The organism is Tahibacter soli (assembly GCF_025717065.2).
In the GTDB taxonomy this organism is placed as follows: Bacteria; Pseudomonadota; Gammaproteobacteria; order Xanthomonadales; family Rhodanobacteraceae; genus Tahibacter; species Tahibacter soli.
Genome location: NZ_JAOVZO020000018.1, coordinates 1257511 through 1277422, shown reverse-complemented (window position 1 = coordinate 1277422; position 19912 = coordinate 1257511). Strand labels below are relative to the sequence as shown.

Genomic DNA, 19912 nt, shown 5'->3' with positions numbered 1-19912 from the left:
GGCGCAGGCGACACCTGCGCCGCTTTCTCCACGAGGACGGCGTTGCGACGGCGGGCCGTTTTTCGACGGCCCGCCGCCACTTCGCGCTTACATCGCGCCGCGACGTCGCCATGCCGCGGCGGCGATGCCGAGGCCCAGCAACATCAACGCCCACACGCCGAGCGCCGGCACCGGCAGCGGCGTGCTCGCGCCGACCACCACGCTCACCGTCGACGAGCACGGCGGCGGCGAACCGCTCGGCGCGCACACGCCCAGGCCCGTCGGCGTCACGCTCGCGACGTTGACGAGGTTCGCCGGCGGCGTCGCCGTCAGCGTCGCCGTCACCGTGTAGGTCAGCATGCCGCCGATCGGGAACGCCGGCACCGTTTCGGCGATCGCGCCCGTGCCGCTCGCGTTCGGACATGCGACCCCGCCCGCCGCCGCGCACGTCCACGCGTAGCTCGCCACGCCCGCGGGCATCGGGTCGGCGATCTGCGCGTCGATCGCCGCCGCCGTACCGATGTTGCGCACGACGATCGTGTACGTCACCGTGCCGTTCGGCATCGCCGTCGCCGCGTTCGCGCTCTTGGCGATCGACAGCTGCGGCACGCCGGGCTGCGTCGGAATCGACGTGCAGTTCGCCGGTCGCGGCACGACAGTGCAGTCGGTCGGTGTCGTGCCCGTCTGGTACGCGACATTGCCGATCGCCGCGACGCCGGCCGGAACCGGATCCACAACGCGCACCGCGACGGTCAGCGCGAGATTGCCGCCGGCCGGCACGGTCAGGCCCGTCCATGTCACCTGCCCGGCCGCCGCGACGCCGCCGTTCGACGCCGACACGAATACGACGTTCGGATCGAGCGCGTCAGTGACGCCATAGTTCGTCTGCGCGACCGAACCGCCGTTCGTCAGCGTGATCGTGTACGTGAGCAGTTCGCCCGGTTCGGCCGTGCCGGCGACGGTGCCGCCTTCGGCCGTCAGCGCCTTCGCGATCGTGGTGTTCGGCGCGCCGGAGCACGTCGTCGCGCCGCCGGTCACGCTGCCGCCGAGGTTCGCGTTGTTGCGCAGGCCCGCGGTCGGCGTGGCGCAGTCGTTCGCCGCGACCGGATCGGTCACCGTGTACGTGACGGTATACGTGTAGCTTTCGGCGCTTCCGCCCGCGATGGGTTCGTCGGTGACGATGGTACCGCCGGCCGCGGTCAGCGTGCCGAGCGCCGTCGACAGCGGATCGGCGCCGCCGTGCGTCACGACGCTCACGCCGTTGACCGTCGCACCGTTGAACGCGAACGCATCGGCGAGATCATAGACGCCGGTCGCCGCGCCGCCGTTCGTCGCCGTGACGACGTACGTGATCGCGAACTGGTTCGGCGTTCCGGTCGGTACCGGCGTGCCGCCGGTCTTGCCGATCGTCACGTTCGGCACGTCGCTGCACGTGTTCACCTGCCCGCTCGACGATCCGCCGAGCGATGCGTTGTTGCGCAGGCCGCCCGTCGCCGAGCACGAGCCCACGACCGCCGGATCGGCGACCGTGAACGTCACGACGTACGTGTAGGTCTCGCTCGCACCGGCGGCAATCGTCTCGTTCGTCACGATCGTGCCGCCCGCTGCCGTCAGCGTACCGAGCGTCGTCGCGAGCGGATCGCCGCCGCCGTGCGTCACGGCGCCGACCGTCACGCCCGTCGTACCCGGCAGCGTAAACGCGTCGGTCAGACCGTACGTGCCCGCAAGCGTGCCGTTGTTCTGCACATTGACCACATAGGTAATGCTGTACTGGTTCAATGCGCCGGTCGGCGTCGGGCCGGTCGCGCTCTTGCCGATGACGACCGCCGGTGCACCGGTGCACGTCGTGCCCTGCCCGCTGAACGTACCGCCGAACGCGGCCCGGTTGCGCAGGCCGCCGCTCGGACTCGCGCAGTTCTGCGCGGTCGCGGGATCGGTCACGGTGTAGGTCACCGTGTACGTCCAGCGCTCCGCGCCGCCCGCGGCGATCGGTTCGTCGGTGACGATCGTGCCGCCGCCCGTTCCGAACGCACCGAGCGTACCGGTCTGCGGATCGCCGCTCGCCGAGCCGAATGCCGGTGCGGTCACGCTATTGACCGTCGCACCGTTGAACGTCAGCACGTCGGACAGATCGTAGTTGCCCGCGATCGTGCCGGCGTTGGCCACGTTGACCGTGTACGTCAGCGTGAACTGGTTCGGCGTGCCGGTGGGTACCGGCGCGCTCGCCGACTTGACCACGCCGACGTTCGCCGCGCCCGAGCACGTCGATGCCGAACCCGACACGCTGCCGCCGAGCGCCGCAGTGTTGCGCAGGCCGCCCGACGGGCTGCCGCAGTTCGCCGCGAGCGCCGGATCGGTCACCGTGTACGTCACGGTATACGTGTAGCTTTCGGCGCCTGCGCCCGCGATCGGCTCGTCGTTGACGATGGTGCCGCCGGCCGCGGTCAGCGTGCCGAGCACCGTCGACAGCGGGTCGGCGCCGCCGTGCGTCACGACGCTCACGCCGTTGACCGTCGCACCGTTGAACGCGAACGCATCGGCGAGATCGTAGACGCCCGCCGCCGCGCCACCGTTCGTCGCCGTGACGACGTACGTGATCGCGAACTGGTTCGGCGTGCCGGTCGGCACCGGCGTGCCGCCCGTCTTGGCGATCGTCACGTTCGGCACGTCGCTGCACGTATTCACCTGCCCGCTCGACGATCCGCCGAGCGACGCGTTGTTGCGCAGGCCGCCGCTCGTCGCGCACGAACCGACCGCCGCCGGGTCAGCGATCGTGAACGTCACGGTGTACGTGTAGTTCTCGTCGGCGCCCGCGGCGATCGTCTCGTTCGTCACGATCGTGCCGCCGATGATCGTCAGCGTGCCGAGCGTGGTCGCGAGCGGATCGGAACCGGCATGCGCCACCGGCGATACGCTGATGCCCGTGGCGCCGGGGAACGTGAACGTGTCGGCGAGGTTGTACGTACCCGGCAGCGTGCCGTTGTTCTGCACGTTGACGAGATAGGTGATCGCGTACTCGTTCAAGGCGCCGGTCGGCACGGGGCCGCTCGCGCTCTTGCCGATCGCGACGGCCGGTGCGCCGGTGCACGTCGTCGAGCTGCCGTTGAACGAACCGCCGAGTGCGGCATTGTTGCGCAGGCCGCCGGCCGGACTCGCGCAGTTCTGCGCGGTTGCCGCGTCGGTCACGGTGTAGCCGACCGTGTACGTCCAGATCTCGACGCCGCCGACGGCGATCGGTTCGGCCGTGACGATCGTGCCGCCGCCGAGGCCGAACGAGCCGAGAGTGCCGGTCTGCGTGCCGCCGTTGGGCGAGCTGAAGGCCGGCGCGCTGACCGAGTTGACGCTCGCGCCGTTGAACGTCAGCACGTCGTCCAGACCGTAGCTGCCGGCAAGCGTGCCCGAGTTCGTCACCTCGACCGTGTAGGTCAGCGCGAACTGGTTCGGCGGGCCGAGCGGCACCGGCGCACCGGCGGTCTTGACGATATTGACGTTCGACGCGCCCGAGCACGTCGCCGCCGTGTCGCCCGCGATCGCCGCGCTGTTGCGCAGGCCGCCGGTCGGGCTCCCGCAGTTCGCCGCGAGCACCGGGTCGGTCACCGTGTAGGTGACGGTATAAGTCCACGTTTCCACACCGAGCGGCGCGAGGCCTTCGCCGGTCACGATCGTGCCGCCCGTCGGCGGAACGAACGTGCCGGGCGTGCCGGTCTGCGTGTCGCCGGTCGTCGTCGCGTAGGCCGGCGTCGAGATCGCGTTGACCGTCGCGCCGTTGAACGACAACGCGTCGGTCAGCGTGTACAAGCCTGCGCTGCCGCCGTCGTTGCGCGCGGTCGCGACGTAGGTGATCGAGAACTGGTTCGGCGTCCCCGTGGCGACCGGCGTGCCGCCGGTCTTCGTCAGCGAGATCTGCGCCGCGGTCGGCGTGACGACGCACTGCCCGCCCGCGGGCGGACACGGCGGCGGCGTCGTGCCGGTTTCGTACGCGACGTTGCCGATCTGCGCGACGCCCGGCGGTATCGGCGCGTTGACGGTCACGACGACCGTCAGCACGAGATTGCCGTTCGCCGGCACGGTCAGGCCGCTCCACGTGACGCTGCCCGCCGCGAAAGCGCCGCCGTTCGTCGCGCTGACGAACGCCGTGTTCGGATCGAGCGTGTCGGTCGCGCCGTAGTTCGCCGCGGGAACGCCGCCCGAATTGGTCAGCGTGATCGTGTACGTGAGCTGCTCGCCCGGCTCGGCGACGTTCGCAACGCTGCCGTCCTCGGCGGACAGCGCCTTGGCCAGCGTCACGTTCGCCGGCGCGAGTACCGGGACGACGTAGTCTTCGACCTCGCCCGGTCCGCGGACCCCGGCGAAGTCCGTCGTGCCGAGGTTCGCCGGGAGTATGCCGTTGCGTTCGATGCGCAGGCGCAGATAGGTGCTGCCGACGGCGAGTCCCGTCGTGGCGGCCCCGCTCCAGGCGAAGCCGGCCGTGGTCGCGCCGGCCGCCAGCGGCTGGCACTGGCCTTCCGCGGCGCCGAAGCCGCCGTTCTGGTCGAGATCGAGCCACGCACAGGCCGTCGCGTCGCCGGACGTCGTGTCGACCGGCACGGCGAGGACGTACGGCGCCGCGATCACGAGCGACGCGGCGCCGCCCGGGAACGCGTTTTCGTCGTCGCTGCCGTTGAGGTCGTCGCCGTCGGCATCGATGCCGGGCTGGCCGTCGACCTCGCCGTCCGGCACGCCGCTGCCGAGACTGAGTCCCGTGCCGGGGAAGAGATGTCCGGCGCCGTCGCTCGCGTTGAGCGTCGCATAGCTGTCCGGCGCGTCGCCGAGTTCGCAGACCTGCGCGAAGCCGATGTCGTCGAGCGCGACGTCGTTGCCGCCGCCCACTCCGGAATTGTTCGCGAGCTCGAGCCGGATACTGCTTTGCGTCGCGGTGAAGATCAGCTGGTGCGAATGCCACGTCATCGCGCCGGCGGGATCTTCCGGTATGTCGCCCGTATTGGTCGAAGCAAGCACGGCGTTCGTCGCCGGATCGACGACCCGCAGCGTGACGTTCGGCAAGCCGAGATTGAGGCCCGCCACGACGTTGGCCAGCGACGAGAAGAAGCGGTAGCGCGCGCCGATGATCAGACCGCTGAAGGTCTGCCTGTAGAACACGCCCGGCCCCGGACTGCCATTGACGACCAGCATGAAGCCGTCGGTGTCGCCGACCGTATGATCGGGCACGTTCTGCCATGCGGTGGCATGGCTGCGGCTCGGGTTGGTCAGCAGCGCGTACTGGCCGGCTCCGACCGTGTTCGCCGGCGCCGCCGAGCCTGCCTGGAACGCATAGGTGGTCGTGCCGGCCGGCAGCGCCTGTCCCCAACCGGCGAATGCGCCCGGTGCCGCCGCAAAGGTACCGAAGGTATCGACGAACGGCGCCTCGCAAGTCAGGGGCAAGGTCGTCGCCACGACGACGCGATGATCTTCGACCTCGCCGTCGCTCGCCGGGCCCTGCGCGCGGGCGTCGCCGCCGTTCGGCGCGGTGCCGGCGGCAAGCGTCTGCGTGGTGAGGCGCAGTCGCGCGTAGGTCTCAAAGCCGTCGACGAGCGGCGCCAGGCCAGACCAGGTGCAGGTGACGCTCGTGACCGCCGCCGGCACCGGCGGGCAGTTGCCCGCCTCGGCCGCGTTGAACACGCCGTTGCCGTTGAAGTCGATCCAGGCGTACAGATTGGCAGGACCGCCTGTCGCGTTGGCGACCGGAACATCGAGCGAGGCGCTCGTAGTGCCCGGCTGCAGCGTGATCGATCCGAACAGCACGTCCTCGTCGTCGATGCCGGTGCCGTCGTCGCCGAGCGCCCCCGGATCGGGCACGCCGTCGGCTTCGGCGTCGATCGTCGCGCCGAGCATCAGCGGCGCGGTATTGGCGCCGACGTTGAGATTGGCCGCGGCATGACGCGCGCCGTTGCTGGCGAGCAGCGTGCCGAAGCTGTCGGGCGCGTCGCCGAAGTCGGTCAGGTCCGGCGTCGGCGTGCTCGTGCAGTTCGGCGGCAGCGGAACGACGCCGCAGTTCGGCGGGCCGACGGTCGGGTTGTACGCGACGTTGCCGATCGCGGTGACGCCCGGAGGAATCGGCGTGTCGACGCTGACCACGACGGTCAGCACGACGCTGCCGCCCGCGGGAACGGTCAGGCCCGTCCACTGGACGTTGGCGCCGGCCGGTGCGCCGCCGTTGCTCGCGCTGACGAAGCCGACGTTCGGATCGAGTCCGTCGGTGACGGCGTAGTTCGTCGCGTTGCTGCCGCCGGTATTGGTCAGCGTGATCGTGTACGTGAGCTGCTCGCCGGGTTCGGCGACGCCGGGCTGCGTGCCCGACTCGCTCGCGAGCGCCTTGACGATCGCGACCTGCGCCGCGGTCGGCACGAGCACGCATTGCGGGCTCGCCGGCGGACATGCCGGCGGCGACGAGCCCGTTTCGTACGCGACGTTGCCGATCTGCGTCACGCCCGGCGGAATCGGCGAATTCACCGTCACGACGACGGTCAGCGTCAGCGTACCGCCGGCCGGCACCGTCAGGCCCGTCCAGCTCACCGCGCCGGCCGAGAACGTGCCGCCGTTGGTCGCGCTCACGAACGCCGTGTTCGGATCGAGTTGATCGGTGACCGAGAAATTCAACGCGGCGCTGCCGCCGGCGTTCGTCAGCGTGATCGTGTACGTGAGCTGCTCGCCCGGTTCGGCGATGCCGGCCTGCGTGCCGCTCTCGCCGGTCAGCGCCTTCGACACCGTGACGGAACCCGCGGTCGGCACGAGCACGCACTGCGGGCTCGCCGGCGGACACGCCGGCGGTGTCGTGCCGGTCTGGTACGCGACGTTGCCGATCTGCGCGACGCCCGGCGCGATCGGCGCGCTGACGATCACGGTGACCGTCACCGTCGTCGTGCCGCCGGCCGCGACGGTGAGGCCCGTCCAGTTCACATTGCCGGCCGCATAAGTTCCGCCGCCGGTCGCCGAGACGAACACGGTGTTCGGATCGAGCGCGTCGGTGACCGGGTAGTTCGTCTCGGCCGCGCTGCCGGTGTTCGTCAGCGTGATCGTGTACGTGAGCGTTTCGCCCGGCTCGGCGATGCCGGCCTGCGTGCCGCTCTCGCCGGTCAGCGCCTTCGACACCGCGATCACCGGCGCGCCGCTGCACGCCGAACCGCTGCCGCTCACCGCGCCGCCGAGCGCCGCCGTGTTGCGCAGGCCGCCGGACGGCGATGCGCAGTCGTTCGCGGTCGCGGGGTTCGTCAGCGTCAGCACGACGGAATAGCTGTACGTTTCGCTCGTCGCCGCACCGATCGGTTCGGCGTTGACGATCGTGCCGCCCGCCGTCGTCAATGCGCCGAGCGTCGTCGACAGCGAATCGGTGCCGGCATGCGAGACCGCGCTGACCGCGTCGACCACCGCGCCGTTGTACGCGAACGCGTCGGTCAGGTCGTACAGGCCGGCCGCGCTGCCGGTGTTGTTGACGGTGACGACGTACGCGATGACGTACTGGTTCGGCGCGCCGGTCGCGGCCGGTGCGCTCGCTACCTTCGTCACGACGATGTTCGGCACGTCGCTGCACGTGCCGACGAAGCCCGCGGACGAACCGCCGAGCGCCGCCTGGTTGCGCAGGCCGCCGCTCGCGCTGCACACGCCGACCGTCGCCGGATTTGCGATGGTGAACACGACGTCGTACGCATAGGTTTCGAGCGCGCCCGCGGCGATCGTCTCGTTCGTGACGATGGATCCGCCGGCAGCCGTCAGCGTGCCGAGCGTCGTCGCGAGCGGATCGGCGCCGCCGTGCGTCACGGCGCCGACCGTCACGCCCGTGGCGCCCGGCAGCGTAAACGCGTCGGTGAGGTCGTACGTGCCCGGCAGCGTGCCGTCGTTGCGCACGGTGACGAGATAGCTCAGGCGGTACTGGTTGACGATGCCGGTCGGCGTCGGGCCGCTGACGGCCTTGGCGATGCCGACGGCCGGCGCACCGGTGCAGATCGTCGCCTGCCCGTTCATCGCGCCGCCGAGTTCGGCGCTGTTGCGCAGGCCGCCGGTCGGCGACGCGCAGTTCTGCGCGGTCGCAGCGTTCGTCACGGTGTACGTCACGCTGTAGATCCAGCGTTCGGCGCCGCCGACCGCGATCGCTTCTCCGGTGACGATAGTGCCGCCCGTCGGCGCGCCGAACGCGCCGAGCGTGCCAGTCTGCGTATCGCCGCTCGTCGAGCTGTAGGCCGCCGCGCTGACCGTGTTCACGGTCGCGCCGTTGAACGCGAAGGTGTCGCCGAGGTCGTAGCTGCCGGCCAGCGTGCCGGTGTTGGTCACGTCGACGGTGTAGGTCAGCGTGAACTGGTTCGGCGTGCCGGTCGGCACCGGCGTCGCCGCCGCTTTGAGGATCGACACGTTCGGCGCGCCCGAGCAGATCGCGACCGGCGGCACGCCGGTCGTGCCGCCGCCGAGCGCCGCGCTGTTGCGCAGACCGCCGGCCGGCGTCGCGCAATTCGCCGCGACGGCCGGATTCGCGATCGTGTACGTGACGGTATAAGTCCACGTTTCCACACCGAGCGCACCGATCGTCTCGCCGGTGACGATCGTGCCGCCGCCCGGCGGCGCGAACGTGCCGGGCGTGCCGCTCTGCACGTCGCCCGTCGTCGACGCGTACGTCGGCGGCGTAATCGCCGTCACCGTCGCGCCGTTGAACGTCAGCGTGTCGGCGAGATCGTACGTACCGCCGCTGCCGCCGTGGTTCGTCACCGTCACCGTGTAGGTGATGCGGTATTCGTTCGGCGTGCCGGTCGTCGCCGGCACACCGGCGACCTTCTCGTGCGTCACTTTCGCGACGGTCGGTATCGACGTGCAGTTCGCCGGCAGCGGCGAGGTCGTGCAGTTCGGCGGTGTGCCGCCCGTCTGGTACGCCGCGTTGCCGATGCGCGAGACGCCGTCGGGAATCGGATTGTTCACCTGTACAACAATCTGCAATGTCAGCATTCCGCCGGCCGGCACGGTCAGGCCGGTCCACGTCACCGCGCCGGCGGCGAACGCGCCGCCGCCGGTCGACGAGACGTACGTCACGTTCGGATCGAGCGTATCGGTCACGCCGTAGCCGGTGGCCGCCTGGCCGCCGGTATTCGTCAGCGCGATCGTGTAGGTGAGCTGTTCGCCCGGCTCGGCCTGCCCCGCGATCGTACCGCTCTCGCCGGTCAGCGCCTTGGAGACCGCGACGTTCGCCGGCGGCGGCGGCGTGATCGTGTGCGTCGCTGTGTTGTTGCCGGGCACCGGATCGGTTTCGTTGCCTTCGACCGAAGCCGCGTTCGTGATCGGCGTCGCGAACGGATTCGGCGCGACGGCGTTGATGGTGAAGGCGAACGATGCGCCGCTGGCCAACGTGCCGCCGACGCACGTCACCGTGCTGCCGGCGACGGTGCAGCCCGGCGTCGGCGATGCGATGCCGGTAACGCCGGCGGGCACGGTGTCGGTGACGGTGAAGCCGGAACTCGCGAGCGGGCCGTTGTTCGTGACCGTGACGGTCCACGAGATCGCGCCGCCGGGAGCGACGCTGGCCGGACCGGTCTTGGAAATCGCAAGGTCGATCGGCGGCGACACGCACGACGTGCCGTCGTTCTGGCCCGAGGTCGGGCCCGGCGACAGGCTCACGCGCGCGAACGTCGGCGTGCCGGTCGGGTTGGTCACGCGCACCTGGTAGACGTTGCCGGTGTTGTTGTCCGAGAAACCGAGATTGCCGTTGCCGAACGTCCACGCCGCGCCGAACGCGACGCCGGTCGGAATCACGGCGGCCGGTATGTTGAAGCGCGCGATCGCGCCGTTGTTCGGATTGATGCGCACCATCTGCGCCGGGTTGGTGCCGCCGTCGGCGCCCCACAGGAAGCCGTTCGCGAACGCGAGGTCGGCGATCGCGATCGCTTGCGCCGGCGCCAGCGCGACGGCGGTCGACACGCGCGTCGTCAGGTTCACGCGCATGAACCGCTGCTCGGACGACTGCGCCATGATGTAGTTGCCGGCGCCGTCGAACACGCCGACGTTGGCGCTGCCGCTCGCCGGCAGCGCGCCGGTGATCGCGCCGAGATTGCTGACCGCACCGGTGCCGGGATCGACGCGCAGCAGGCGGTTCGCCGGATGGCCGGCGTCGAGGTCGCCGCTGACCCCGTAGATGAAATTGTCGGCTGCGCGATAGGCGATCGCGTTGTAGCTCCACACGGCCGGCCCGATCGGCGTGAATGTCGTGCTGCCCGCACCGTAGGTCTGCGCGTTGAGCTGCGTCGGCGTCCCTTGCGCGACGAAGATCGTCGACGGCGAGCACACGTAGCCGCTGACGACCGACACGTTGACGGTGCCGGTGCAGTGCGCCGCGGTCGCGCCGCTCGCCGGACAGTCGGGATCGCCGCCGCCGCGGGCCGTCGCCGAGTTGTTGCCGCCGGTCGACACGGCGCCGAGGCCGACGTTGACGTTCAGCGTCAGCACCGTGCTCGCGCCGACCGCGAGCGTGCCGGTGAACGTGCACGCGAGCGTCGTCGTGCCGGTGCAGCTCCAGTTCGTGCCGCTCGCGCTCGCGAGCGTGATGCCGGCCGGCAAAGTGTCAGCCAGCGTGATGTTGCCGACGGTGGTCGCATTGCCCGTGTTCTCGATCGTGATCGCATAGCTCGCCGGCTGGCCGGTCTGGAACGGCGTCGGCGCGGCGGTCTTTGTCACCGTGATCTGCGGCTGCACGAGATCGAGAATCGTATACGTCGCGGTCGCGACGCCGGCGCGGCAACCCGACGCGCCCGCGATCGACAACCCGCCCGACGGATTGCCGACGCCGAGCGCGATCGTCTCGTCGCCTTCGATCGCGAAGTCGGACGTCACCTGGATGTACGGCGCGAGCGAGATCGACGTCGCGGCCGTGCCGTCGTACGTGCCGACCGGAATCGTGATCGTGATCGGTCCGGTCGCCGGCGTCGTCGTGTAGTCGACGCCGCGCATGGCCGTGCCGCCCGTGATGTCGAGCTGGATCGTCTGCGCCACCGTGACCGGACCGTTGACCAGCAGCGTCGGCAGGTTCGCCGTCGGTATCGTTTCCGATCCGCTCGCGTCGCCGGACAGTTCCACCGCGGCGGTCAGGCCCGTGATGCTGACGTTGTCAATGAAATTGCCGGCCCCCGGACCGCTCGCCGAGATCGCGGCGAATTCGAACGTCATCGCGGTCGGCGTCGGCGCCGCGTTCGTCCACGAGCCTTCCCAGCGGCCCCAACCGGCCGTGGTCGGCGAACCGGCCTGCGCGGTGCACGTATAGCCCGGCGCGGGCGCGCACGTATGAGTGCCGGCCTGTATCGTGCCGTCGCTGAAGGTCGCGATGTCCTGTCCGGCGATACGCAGCCGCGCGACGTCGACTTGCGCTGCGGCGCCGCGAGCGCGATGCGAGACGCGCCACTGGAATGTTTCGCCGGGATACACGCACAACGGATACGGGCTGAGCGCGCCGTTGCTGTAGGCATTGAGTTCGACGAACCGCAGGCCGTTGTCCGCCAGGACGCCGCCGAACCCGTTGCCCCACATCTCGACGTCGCCGCCGTTGACGAACGACGCGCCGGTCGTCGGCACCGCTACGGGCTCGGTCGTCGACCAGCCCGGCACGAGCGTTTCGGAGATCTGCGCGAACGAGCTGGCGGCGACGCCCGGCAATTCGAAGCTCGCATTGCCGATCGTGCGGACCGGCGGCGGCCCCTCGATCACCTGGATTTCCGCAAGGTTCAGCGCTGTCGGCGCCGGCTTCATCGAATAGATGCGCACATAGCGCGCGATGTGCCGGCCGACCTGCAGGTCGAGCGACGTATACGCCGCGGCCTGCGCGGTGCCGTACGAAACACCGGCGGTATTGCCGGTCGCGTAGGCGATCTTGTTGACGAACGGCGCACTGGGGTTGACCGCGGTATCGAGCGTCGACTGCGGGTCGGACGTGACGCCGGTCAACGAGGACGGTCGCGTCGTGACGACGACCCAGCGCGCAAAGTCGCCGTTCGCGCCGTCGGTGCGGTTGAACAGGCGCACGCGATCGATGACGTAGTCCTGGCCGAGATCGACCTCTATCCACTCGCGATTGGCGCCGGTCTGCGCGCCGGTCGTGCGGCAGATCGTATTCGTCGGATAGTTGCCGGCGGTCACGCCGTCGACGCAGTTGGCGCCGTGCTGCGTGGGATCGGCGGGATTGCCGCCCGACATCGTCACGGGCTTGCCGAGCGCGAGGTTGTCGCCGGGCGCCGCATTAACTTGTGGCATAGTATAAAACATCGCCAATGCGGCGGCGAGCCAGCCGGCGACGACGCGCGTTCGTGACCGGACGATGCGGCCGGTATCGGCCGCGGGCTGCGCCTGCGCCGACGAGACGGCACTGGTCGCCGTGCTTCGTATCGCCTGCGTGATATCTGTCGTGTGCATTGCCTGACCCCTAGCTGATGTCGCGCCGATTTGAGGACGCACGCGTCCGCCCGGCCCGTAACGGCCGGTTTCGATCGCCCTCCTGGTAGTCCCTTGCGCCGAGCCCTGACCTTCACGCGCGCAGCAGCTTTCCGGCACGCGCAACCCGACGTACAACGAACACGCACGCCTGCCCGCACGTGTTCGCTCACGCTCCGTACTTCTCGGAATGTATAGGCCACGCGAGCGTCAATGCCGCGTGAAAATCGCAACGATGCAAGCGTTCCGAATTACCGCACTTTGTATTTTGCGCAATGTCCACAGGGACACTCGCCAATGGTCCAACCGACGAGAAGGTCCGAGCACGCGCAGGCCGCGGCGCGCATTGTGAAAAGCGTCACAAAAATGCACGCACTAAAATCCCATTGACGAACCCCCGCGACAAGCGCAGCATCCGCGCGCCTCGTCGCCAATACCCGAGTGGGTCATGTGCCGCTACGGAATGCACACCTACAAGGATCACTTCGCCTGCTTCGCCTGTCGCAAGACGTACAGGAAGGCGTGGTCGGCGTCTGAGCGCGGCCGGTTCGCCACCGGCGAGGACTGCGACGGCGCGCGTTCGGTGTGTCCGCAATGCGCCCGACGCATGGCGAAGATGGGACTCGACTTCAAGGCGCCGCCGCAGCGCGACGTCGAGGCGTGGCGGATCGTCGAGCACCTGTACGCGCGCGGCCTGAACTTCGAAAGCTGCGGCTGCGGCGGGCCGGGCTACGTGCCGCCGAAGAAGCTGTCCGAGCTGCCGGCATGGTTCGCGCGGCGCAAATCGACGTCGCCGGGTGCGGCGTTGCTGGCGGCGATTGGGGCGCGGCACGGGTTGGCGGCGTGACGCAAGAAGGCGACTTCGAACCACCCGATCCGCCGCTCGACGCGCAACAGCGTGCGATTGCGGACGCGTTGACCGACGAGCAACTCGCACAGATCGACCGTACGTTGCTCGACATCGTCGATGTGCGCTGGCGCAGGGTCGCCTACGTCGTCGCGACGGCAATGAACGCGTTCGAAAACCGACAACCGCCGTTGCCGGATGTGTTCTATGCGGAACGTGTGCGTGCGATAGCGCAGACCGGTGCGGTCGAACTCGAAGGCTTCGTCGATCGCATGCGCTGGTGCGAAGTCAGATTGTCGGCTCGACGCTGAGCAAACCCGTCGCGACGAAGCGCGTTACGAGTGCGCCGACCGCATCGCGATCGTCCCGCCGCATCCGCTCGACAAGCGCCTCGAACCGCCCGCCGCCGAAAATCCGCTCGCGATACGCCGCATCGTCGGCGAGTACCGCGCGCACCGTGTCGGCGAGTTCGCCGTAGCGCGCCCAGACGACGAACGCGTGGTAAGGAATCGTCTCGCGCAGCGGTACGTCTTCGCTGACGACGACGGCGCCGCAGAGCAGCGCCGGCAGCACGCGCAGCTCTTCGAACGTGTGATGCTCGCCGGTCTGGTGCACGTTCACGAGCACGCGCGTGTCGCGGTACAGCGCGCGCAGCGCGTCGCCGCCGTAGATGCCGTTGACGTTCGCGAGCGGCAGCCGCGCCGCGCGCGCCGCGTCGAGAAACGCGCGGCGCCGCGTCTGCGAAAGATCGGCGAACAGCGTGATCGCGTCGCGCCTCCGTCTGCCTTGCGTCGTATCGATGTCGTACAGCAGCGGCGCGACGACGATCGTCTTCGCCAGATACGCCTCGAAGCCGCCGGCGCGCCGCAGGTTTTCGACGTTCGCGCGGCTGTAGTCGACGATCGCGTCGCACGTTTCCAGATGTGCGCGATTCGCGACGCGCGCGAGATAGCGACCTGCCCCGTCCATCAGCGGCACGTCGCCGACCGGCGCGCCGTCGCTGTCGCGACCGCCCGGTTTGACCAGCGTGTGCTCCCATTGCAGGTCGATGCGACGCACGGGATTGGCGTTGCCGAAATCGGCCGGAAGGTCGCCGAAGACGAGGTTCACCGCCGCATCGCGTTCGGCGAGCGCCCGCCGGAACAGCCCGACGACGTGCGCGTAGTACTCGCGTACGACCGCCGGATACTCCGGATCGATCGCGAGGCGCGCCTCGCCGACCGCCTCGATGCGGCACGCCGGCGCGCGCGGAAACACGCGCCGCCACAGCGTTCGCAGCTTGCGCAGCACGCGCTCACGCATCGCCGTCTCCGAGATGGTCTTCCGGCGCGAACGTCTTGCCGAGACGGCCCGCGACCGCATCGAACGCGCCGCGCGCGATCCATCCGCCGCGCCGCGGCGAACGCAGCGCCGTCGCCGCGCCGCGCGCCAGTTTCTTCGCCGCGGTGACCGCACCGACGACGCGGCCGGCATGCCGCTGCGCGAGCACGATCTCGTTGCGCGCGCGGTAGTACGCGACGACGTCGTCGACGCGCGGCCGGCCGCGATGGCTGCCGCCGCCCGCGTGTCGCACGCGCGCGCCGGGCACGAGTCGCGAAACGATGCCGGCCGCGCGCAATCGGTAGCAATAGTCCACTTCTTCACAATACATGAACCACGCCGGATCGAACCAGCCGTGCGCATCGACGACGCGCAGCGGCACGAAGAACGCGCTGCCGGCGACCGCGCCGACGACGAACGGCGCGCGCTCGCGCCACGCCGCGTCGTAGACGACGGGACGGTCGCGCCTGAAGGCGCGCGGCACGCCGTGCGGATCGAGGTATTTTTCCGGGAAGTTCAGCAGCGTCGTGCCGTCGGCCGCCTCGGCGATCGGCGCGGCGCCGTACAGCGCGTCGCCGTGCGCGCGCCAGGCGTCGACGAGACGCGCGAGCGCGTCGGGTTCCGCGATCGCATCGCTGTTGACGAGCCAGATCGCCTGCGCGCCCCACGCGCGCGCAACGGCGAGGCCGAGCGCGTGGCCGCCGCCGAAGCCGAGGTTCGTCGCGCTGCGCACGATCGCGATATCCGGATGAATCGCTTGCGCCGGCACCGCGCGGTCGTCGCGCGACGCGTTGTCGACGAGCACGATGCGCCGGTTTTCATAGGTCGACGCACGCAGAGCATCGAGACAGCGCAGCGTCGCCTCGCGCGTGTTCCAGTCGACGACGCTGATCGCGACGAGCGGTGCGTTCATCCGCGTTCCTCGCGAGATCTTTCCTCGCGCGCGAACCACAGGCGCGCGGCGAACGCGATCTGCACGACGCCGCAGGCGAGCCACGCCAGGGCGCCGGCGAGCATGCCGAGCGACGGCAACAGCGACGCGAGCACGACTGCCTGCACCGCGAGCACGCAACCGTTGACCGCCGCGAGCGTGCGATAGCGCCGCCGGCTGACGAGCAGCGTATTGATCGGCGCGTACGCGGCGATCAGCGCGACCGCGACGAGCATCCAGCGCAGCGTCTGCGCGCCGGCGGTCGCGAGCGCGGCGTCGCGCAGCCACAGGCGCAGCACGAGTTCGGGCACCGCGGCGAGCACGAGGCACGGCAGGCCGATCAGTGCGAACGACGTTTTCCACATCGCGACCGCTTCTGCGCGCGGCGCGTTCGACGTCGCGATGCGCGGCATGTACGCGCGGTGGATCGGCACCTGCAGCTGCAGCAGCGCGAGCATCAGCGTCGCGACGAGAAAGTACGCGCCGTAGTCCGGCAGCGGCAGCGCGAGCGACAGCGCGACGCGGTCGATCTGCGTCGTCGCGACGCCGAGCGCCGCCGCGGCACCGAAGCCGGCGACGGCGTTCCAGCGATCGTATGCGGCATCGGCGTCGATGCCCGGCTCGTCCGCCGCGTCGCGACGGATGCGCGCGGCGTTCGCGGCGAATTCGACGGCGGCGACCGCCGCGAACGGCGCGAGCCAGGCAAACGCGTCGCCGGGACGCCAGAAGACGGCCGCCAGCGCGAGCACGTGCCGCACGGCGAGAAACGCGAGCGTGCGCACGTTCGCCACGCGCTGCTCGCCGCGGCCGTTCCACCACGCGACGGCCGCATTATTGGAAAACTGGAAAACGAACTGCGCGAGTACGAGCGCCAGCGGCGCGACGAGCGCGAGCGCGATGGTGCCGCCGAGCGCGAGCACCGCGACGACGAGCGCCGCGACGGCGGCGAGCGCGAGCGCGCTGCCGGCGTAGACGCGCCGATAGTGCCGGTACGCCGCATACGCACGTCCGCGCTGCGCGGCCTGCGCGACGTCGCGCAGCGCCAGCGGCGACAGCGCGATGTCGAGCGCCGAAAGCACGCCGAGCACGGTCAGACACAGCGCCGCGACGCCCCACGACGCCGGCCCGAGCCGCGCCGCGTACAACGGCACGATCGCGAGCGTGACGAACGCGGCGAGCGCGATGTTCGCGTAGCCGGTGCCGAGATCGAGACCCAGGCGCGCGATGGCGGGTTTCGCTGGCACGTGCGGGCAGTCCTGCGGGGGATCGGGGAAGGTTACCCGATCGCGCAACGGCTTCGGCACGCCGCGCCGATCCGGCCGCTCGCGGTGCGGCGGCCGCTTGTACTTCGACACCGGGTGCGGTGTGATGTCCGTCTGACTTCAAGGAGCGAACATGGACGACAAGCCGGCTGTCCGGATCGCGCAGGAGGACGCCCGGACGGATGCCGCGCGGGAACGACTCGCCGAATCGGCCCGTTCCCGGCGCCGCCCTGGTCGGATTCGCGCGGGGCTCGTCGCGCTCGCGGCATTGATGGGCCTCGCCGTCGCGCCGCCGTCGCCTGCCGCGGCGCCCGGCAAGCCTGTCGCGCCGCTCGACGCGATCGCGCGCAAGGTGGCGTCGCAGGCATGCACGGCGATGAAGAACCGCGTCGACGCCGTTCCCGGCGATGCGCCCTTGCTGCTGCGCAGCTACGACCCGGCGGAAGGCGCGAGCGAGATCGACATGCCCGCGCTGCGCACGGCGGCGTTCACGTACGACAACGCGCTCGCGGTCATCGCGCTGCAGGCATGCGGGCATCGCGCCCAGGCGCTGCGTATCGGCGCCGCGCTCGAGCGCGCGGCGCTGCGCGATACGCGACTGCGCAACACCTATCGCGCGGGAGCGGCAGGCGACAAGGTGCTGGCCAACGGCTGGTGGGACGCGGCGCAGAACCGCTGGGTCGAAGACGGCTACCAGTCCGGCACGGCCACCGGCAACGTCGCCTGGACCGCGCTCGCGCTGCTCGCGCTGCACGAGACGACCGGCGAAGCGCGCTGGCGGGATGCCGCCGCAAAGCTCGCCGCCTGGGTCGTTGCCAATACGCGCGCCGCGGGCGCCGACGGCGGATTCAGCGGCGGCGTCGACGGCTTCGATGCGGCACCGGCGAAGCTCGGCTGGAAATCCAGCGAACACGCCATCGACCTCGTTGCCGTGTTCGGACGGCTGGCCGATGCCAAGGCGGCGGGAGACTGGCGCGAGCAGGCCGCGCATGCGCGTCGCTTTCTCGACAGCCAGTGGGACGAGGCCGGCGGCCATTTCGGGATCGGAACGCTGCCCGACGGACGGACGCCGAATCGCGTGACCTCCGCACTCGACGTGCAGTGGTGGTCGCAGATGCTGCCCGACGCGCCGAAAAACTGGCGCCGCGCGATGCGCTACGCCGAACGCGTGCACGCGGTCGGCGCCGGATTCGACTTCAACGACGACCGCGACGGCGAATGGCTGGAAGGCACGGCCCAGGCCGCGCTCGCCTATCGCATCGCCGGGGAAACGGACGCGGCGCGGCGCTGCCTCGCCGAAGCCGCCGCGCAGTTCAGCGCCGGCGGCTATCTGTTCGCGACGCGCGAGCCGAGGATCACGACGGGGCTCGCGATCGGCCCCGGCAGCACGTCGGCCGACGCCTACTACTATCGCCGGCCGCATCTCGGCGCCACCGCGTGGGCGGCGCTGGCCGCGCTGGACCGGAATCCGTTTCGGGCGCAGCGCTGACGGGCGTGTCCGGCGGTGCCTGCGTCGCACGACACGTGAAGACACGACACGTGAAGAACCGAGACCGAACGGGCGGAAGCCTCGACGCACAAGGCTTCCGCCGTTGAAACATCACGCGCGAGTCATGACGAGACGGCCTCGGGCGATGTGGATGACGACGGCGTCGTTCGGTTCGAAACCGGCGTTCGACAGCCAGTTGCCGCGCAGACGGATGTACGGGACGAGGCGTTCGGTGAAACCGCCGTTCGTGGAATAAAGTGACGCACCTATACGAACGCGCTTTGTGGAGGATGCTGAAGATTTATGCTTGGGCTTGGCCATGATCCACCCGTAAAGTGGGTTGTGGTTAGCGAACGGCGTGGTGACAGCCGCGCCGTTCGCGCTCTGCCCTTGAGCTATTGGTCGCTGCGGGCGACCTTTCTCAGCACCGAGCGGAAGCCCGTCAAGGATTCGCGCAGCGAACTTGCGCAGTCCTTGACGGGCTGAGCACGGTGCTACGCTGAGACGACCTTAGCGAGCAATGTGTATTGCGCGCAAAAGCCGCGAGCCTTTGCTTCTCTCTTTTGATCGTCATTCCAGCGCAAGCTGGAACCCAGCTTTTCAGGCGTTGGAAGCAAAAGCAACGACTGGATCCCAGCTTGCGCTGGGATGACGAGCGGGGGAGTCGAGGGTGCGTTTCTATCGAATATGACGGCTCTGTCGACGCGCCGCGCAACCGTTCGTTGTTCCAGCGAGAAGCGCAGCGACATCGGCTGGATCCCGCACTCGCCGGGATGGCGATCAAGGGCACAGCGAGGGGCGAAAAACCGGCCTGACGCAGGACACGCGCGTGCGGCGTTCGCACCTCGGACGGCTATCGCGGCATCACCCGCGCCGCGCCGCTTCGATCTTCGCGATGTCGATCTTCGTCATCTCCATCATGGCGTCGAAAGCGCGCTTGGCCGCCGCGCGGTCGGGGTCGGCGATCGCCTCCAGCAGCGCGCGCGGCGTGATCTGCCACGACAGTCCCCATCGATCCTTGCACCAGCCGCACGCGTTTTCCTGACCGCCGTTGCCGACGATCGCGTTCCACAGGCGGTCGGTTTCGGCCTGGTCGTCGGTCGCCACCTGGAACGAGAACGCCTCGGTCTGCTTGAAGGCCGGTCCGCCGTTGATGCCCACGCACGGAATGCCGAGCACCGTGAACTCGACCGTCAGGAGATCGCCCTCCTCGCCCGAGGGATAGTCGCCGGGCGCGTAATAGAGGGATTTGACTTCGCTGTCCGGAAACGTCGCGGCGTAGAACTTCGCCGCGTCCAGCGCGGCATCGTCGTACCACAGGCAGATCGTATTCTTGCTGACCACTTCGGTTCTCCTTCGTCCAGGGGGGCGATACGCGGATGCGAGCCGGCAAGCTCTTCCGTTGAAGAATGCAATCATTCTACATCGATACACGAAACGGGTCCGGCCCTGCCGCCGTCATGCCGGACGCGTCCGCGCCGGCGTTCAGGGCAACGGACCGTGCGTCGCCGGCACGATCGTCTGCGTGAACGGCGATTTCGGGAAGTACTGCGTCTGCATCTGCACGCCTTTTGCAACGTCTTCGCCGGCCAGCAACGCGATGATCGCGAGCGCCTCGTCGATGCCGGACGAAACGCCGCCGCCCGCGATGCGGT

The 19912-nt window shown here is 69.8% G+C and carries 9 protein-coding genes; 3 read left to right on the top strand and 6 right to left on the bottom strand.

Annotated elements, in window-relative coordinates:
- Positions 1–87 precede the first annotated feature (87 nt).
- Positions 88–12390 (bottom strand): DUF6923 family protein, encoded by a 12303-nt coding sequence (locus tag OD750_RS18890; protein ID WP_263542168.1) that lies wholly within the window; start codon positions 12388–12390, stop codon positions 88–90.
- 481 nt (positions 12391–12871) lie between these two features.
- On the opposite strand from OD750_RS18890, the gene OD750_RS18885 reads away from it, so the two are divergent.
- Together OD750_RS18885 and OD750_RS18880 are read left to right on the top strand one after the other, a co-directional pair.
- The gene (locus OD750_RS18885) at positions 12872–13255 is read left to right on the top strand and encodes a hypothetical protein (protein WP_272842046.1); all 384 of its coding nucleotides are present in this window, start codon (positions 12872–12874) and stop codon (positions 13253–13255) included.
- Complete coding sequence (locus OD750_RS18880; RefSeq protein ID WP_263542170.1) at positions 13174–13566, top strand: DUF3658 domain-containing protein; 393 nt, start codon at positions 13174–13176, stop codon at positions 13564–13566. Before OD750_RS18885 ends, OD750_RS18880 begins: the two co-directional genes overlap by 82 nt.
- On the opposite strand, the gene OD750_RS18875 is transcribed toward OD750_RS18880, so the two are convergent.
- The 3 genes from OD750_RS18875 to OD750_RS18865 are packed head-to-tail and all read right to left on the bottom strand — an operon-like array spanning position 13544 to position 16750.
- Positions 13544–14557, bottom strand: a complete 1014-nt coding sequence (locus OD750_RS18875) for a hypothetical protein (RefSeq protein ID WP_263542171.1) — start codon at positions 14555–14557, stop codon at positions 13544–13546. The two genes, OD750_RS18880 and OD750_RS18875, sit on opposite strands and share 23 nt — an antisense overlap.
- Positions 14550–15488 (bottom strand): glycosyltransferase family 2 protein, encoded by a 939-nt coding sequence (locus OD750_RS18870; protein ID WP_272842044.1) that lies wholly within the window; start codon positions 15486–15488, stop codon positions 14550–14552. The genes OD750_RS18875 and OD750_RS18870 overlap by 8 nt, the downstream gene beginning before the upstream one ends.
- Entirely contained in the window at positions 15485–16750 is a 1266-nt protein-coding gene (locus OD750_RS18865) for a lipopolysaccharide biosynthesis protein (protein WP_272842043.1), read from the bottom strand. The genes OD750_RS18870 and OD750_RS18865 overlap by 4 nt, the downstream gene beginning before the upstream one ends.
- A gap of 151 nt (positions 16751–16901) precedes the next feature.
- Here OD750_RS18865 and OD750_RS18860 point away from each other — a divergent pair, with 151 nt between their 5' ends.
- A complete protein-coding gene (locus OD750_RS18860) occupies positions 16902–18257 on the top strand; it encodes a hypothetical protein (RefSeq protein WP_272842042.1) in 1356 nt (451 codons plus the stop codon).
- Positions 18258–18368: 111 nt separating this feature from the next.
- Here the strand turns inward: OD750_RS18860 and OD750_RS18855 are convergent, their stop codons facing one another.
- Positions 18369–18578: a type I toxin-antitoxin system SymE family toxin gene (locus tag OD750_RS18855; protein ID WP_263542174.1), complete on the bottom strand. Its 210-nt coding sequence runs from the start codon at positions 18576–18578 to the stop codon at positions 18369–18371.
- 543 nt (positions 18579–19121) lie between these two features.
- A complete protein-coding gene (locus OD750_RS18850; protein WP_263542175.1) occupies positions 19122–19601 on the bottom strand; it encodes a VOC family protein in 480 nt (159 codons plus the stop codon).
- Positions 19602–19912 lie beyond the last annotated feature (311 nt).

Excerpts from the sequence above, each read along its gene's own strand:
- OD750_RS18885 (WP_272842046.1), top strand. The coding sequence starts at position 12,872 with ATGCACACCTACAAGGATCACTTCGCCTGCTTCGCCTGTCGCAAGACG.
- OD750_RS18875 (WP_263542171.1), bottom strand. The coding sequence starts at position 14,557 with ATGCGTGAGCGCGTGCTGCGCAAGCTGCGAACGCTGTGGCGGCGCGTG.
- OD750_RS18890 (WP_263542168.1), bottom strand. The coding sequence starts at position 12,390 with ATGCACACGACAGATATCACGCAGGCGATACGAAGCACGGCGACCAGT.
- OD750_RS18880 (WP_263542170.1), top strand. The coding sequence starts at position 13,174 with ATGGTTCGCGCGGCGCAAATCGACGTCGCCGGGTGCGGCGTTGCTGGC.
- OD750_RS18855 (WP_263542174.1), bottom strand. The coding sequence starts at position 18,578 with ATGGCCAAGCCCAAGCATAAATCTTCAGCATCCTCCACAAAGCGCGTT.
- OD750_RS18860 (WP_272842042.1), top strand. The coding sequence starts at position 16,902 with ATGGACGACAAGCCGGCTGTCCGGATCGCGCAGGAGGACGCCCGGACG.
- OD750_RS18870 (WP_272842044.1), bottom strand. The coding sequence starts at position 15,488 with ATGAACGCACCGCTCGTCGCGATCAGCGTCGTCGACTGGAACACGCGC.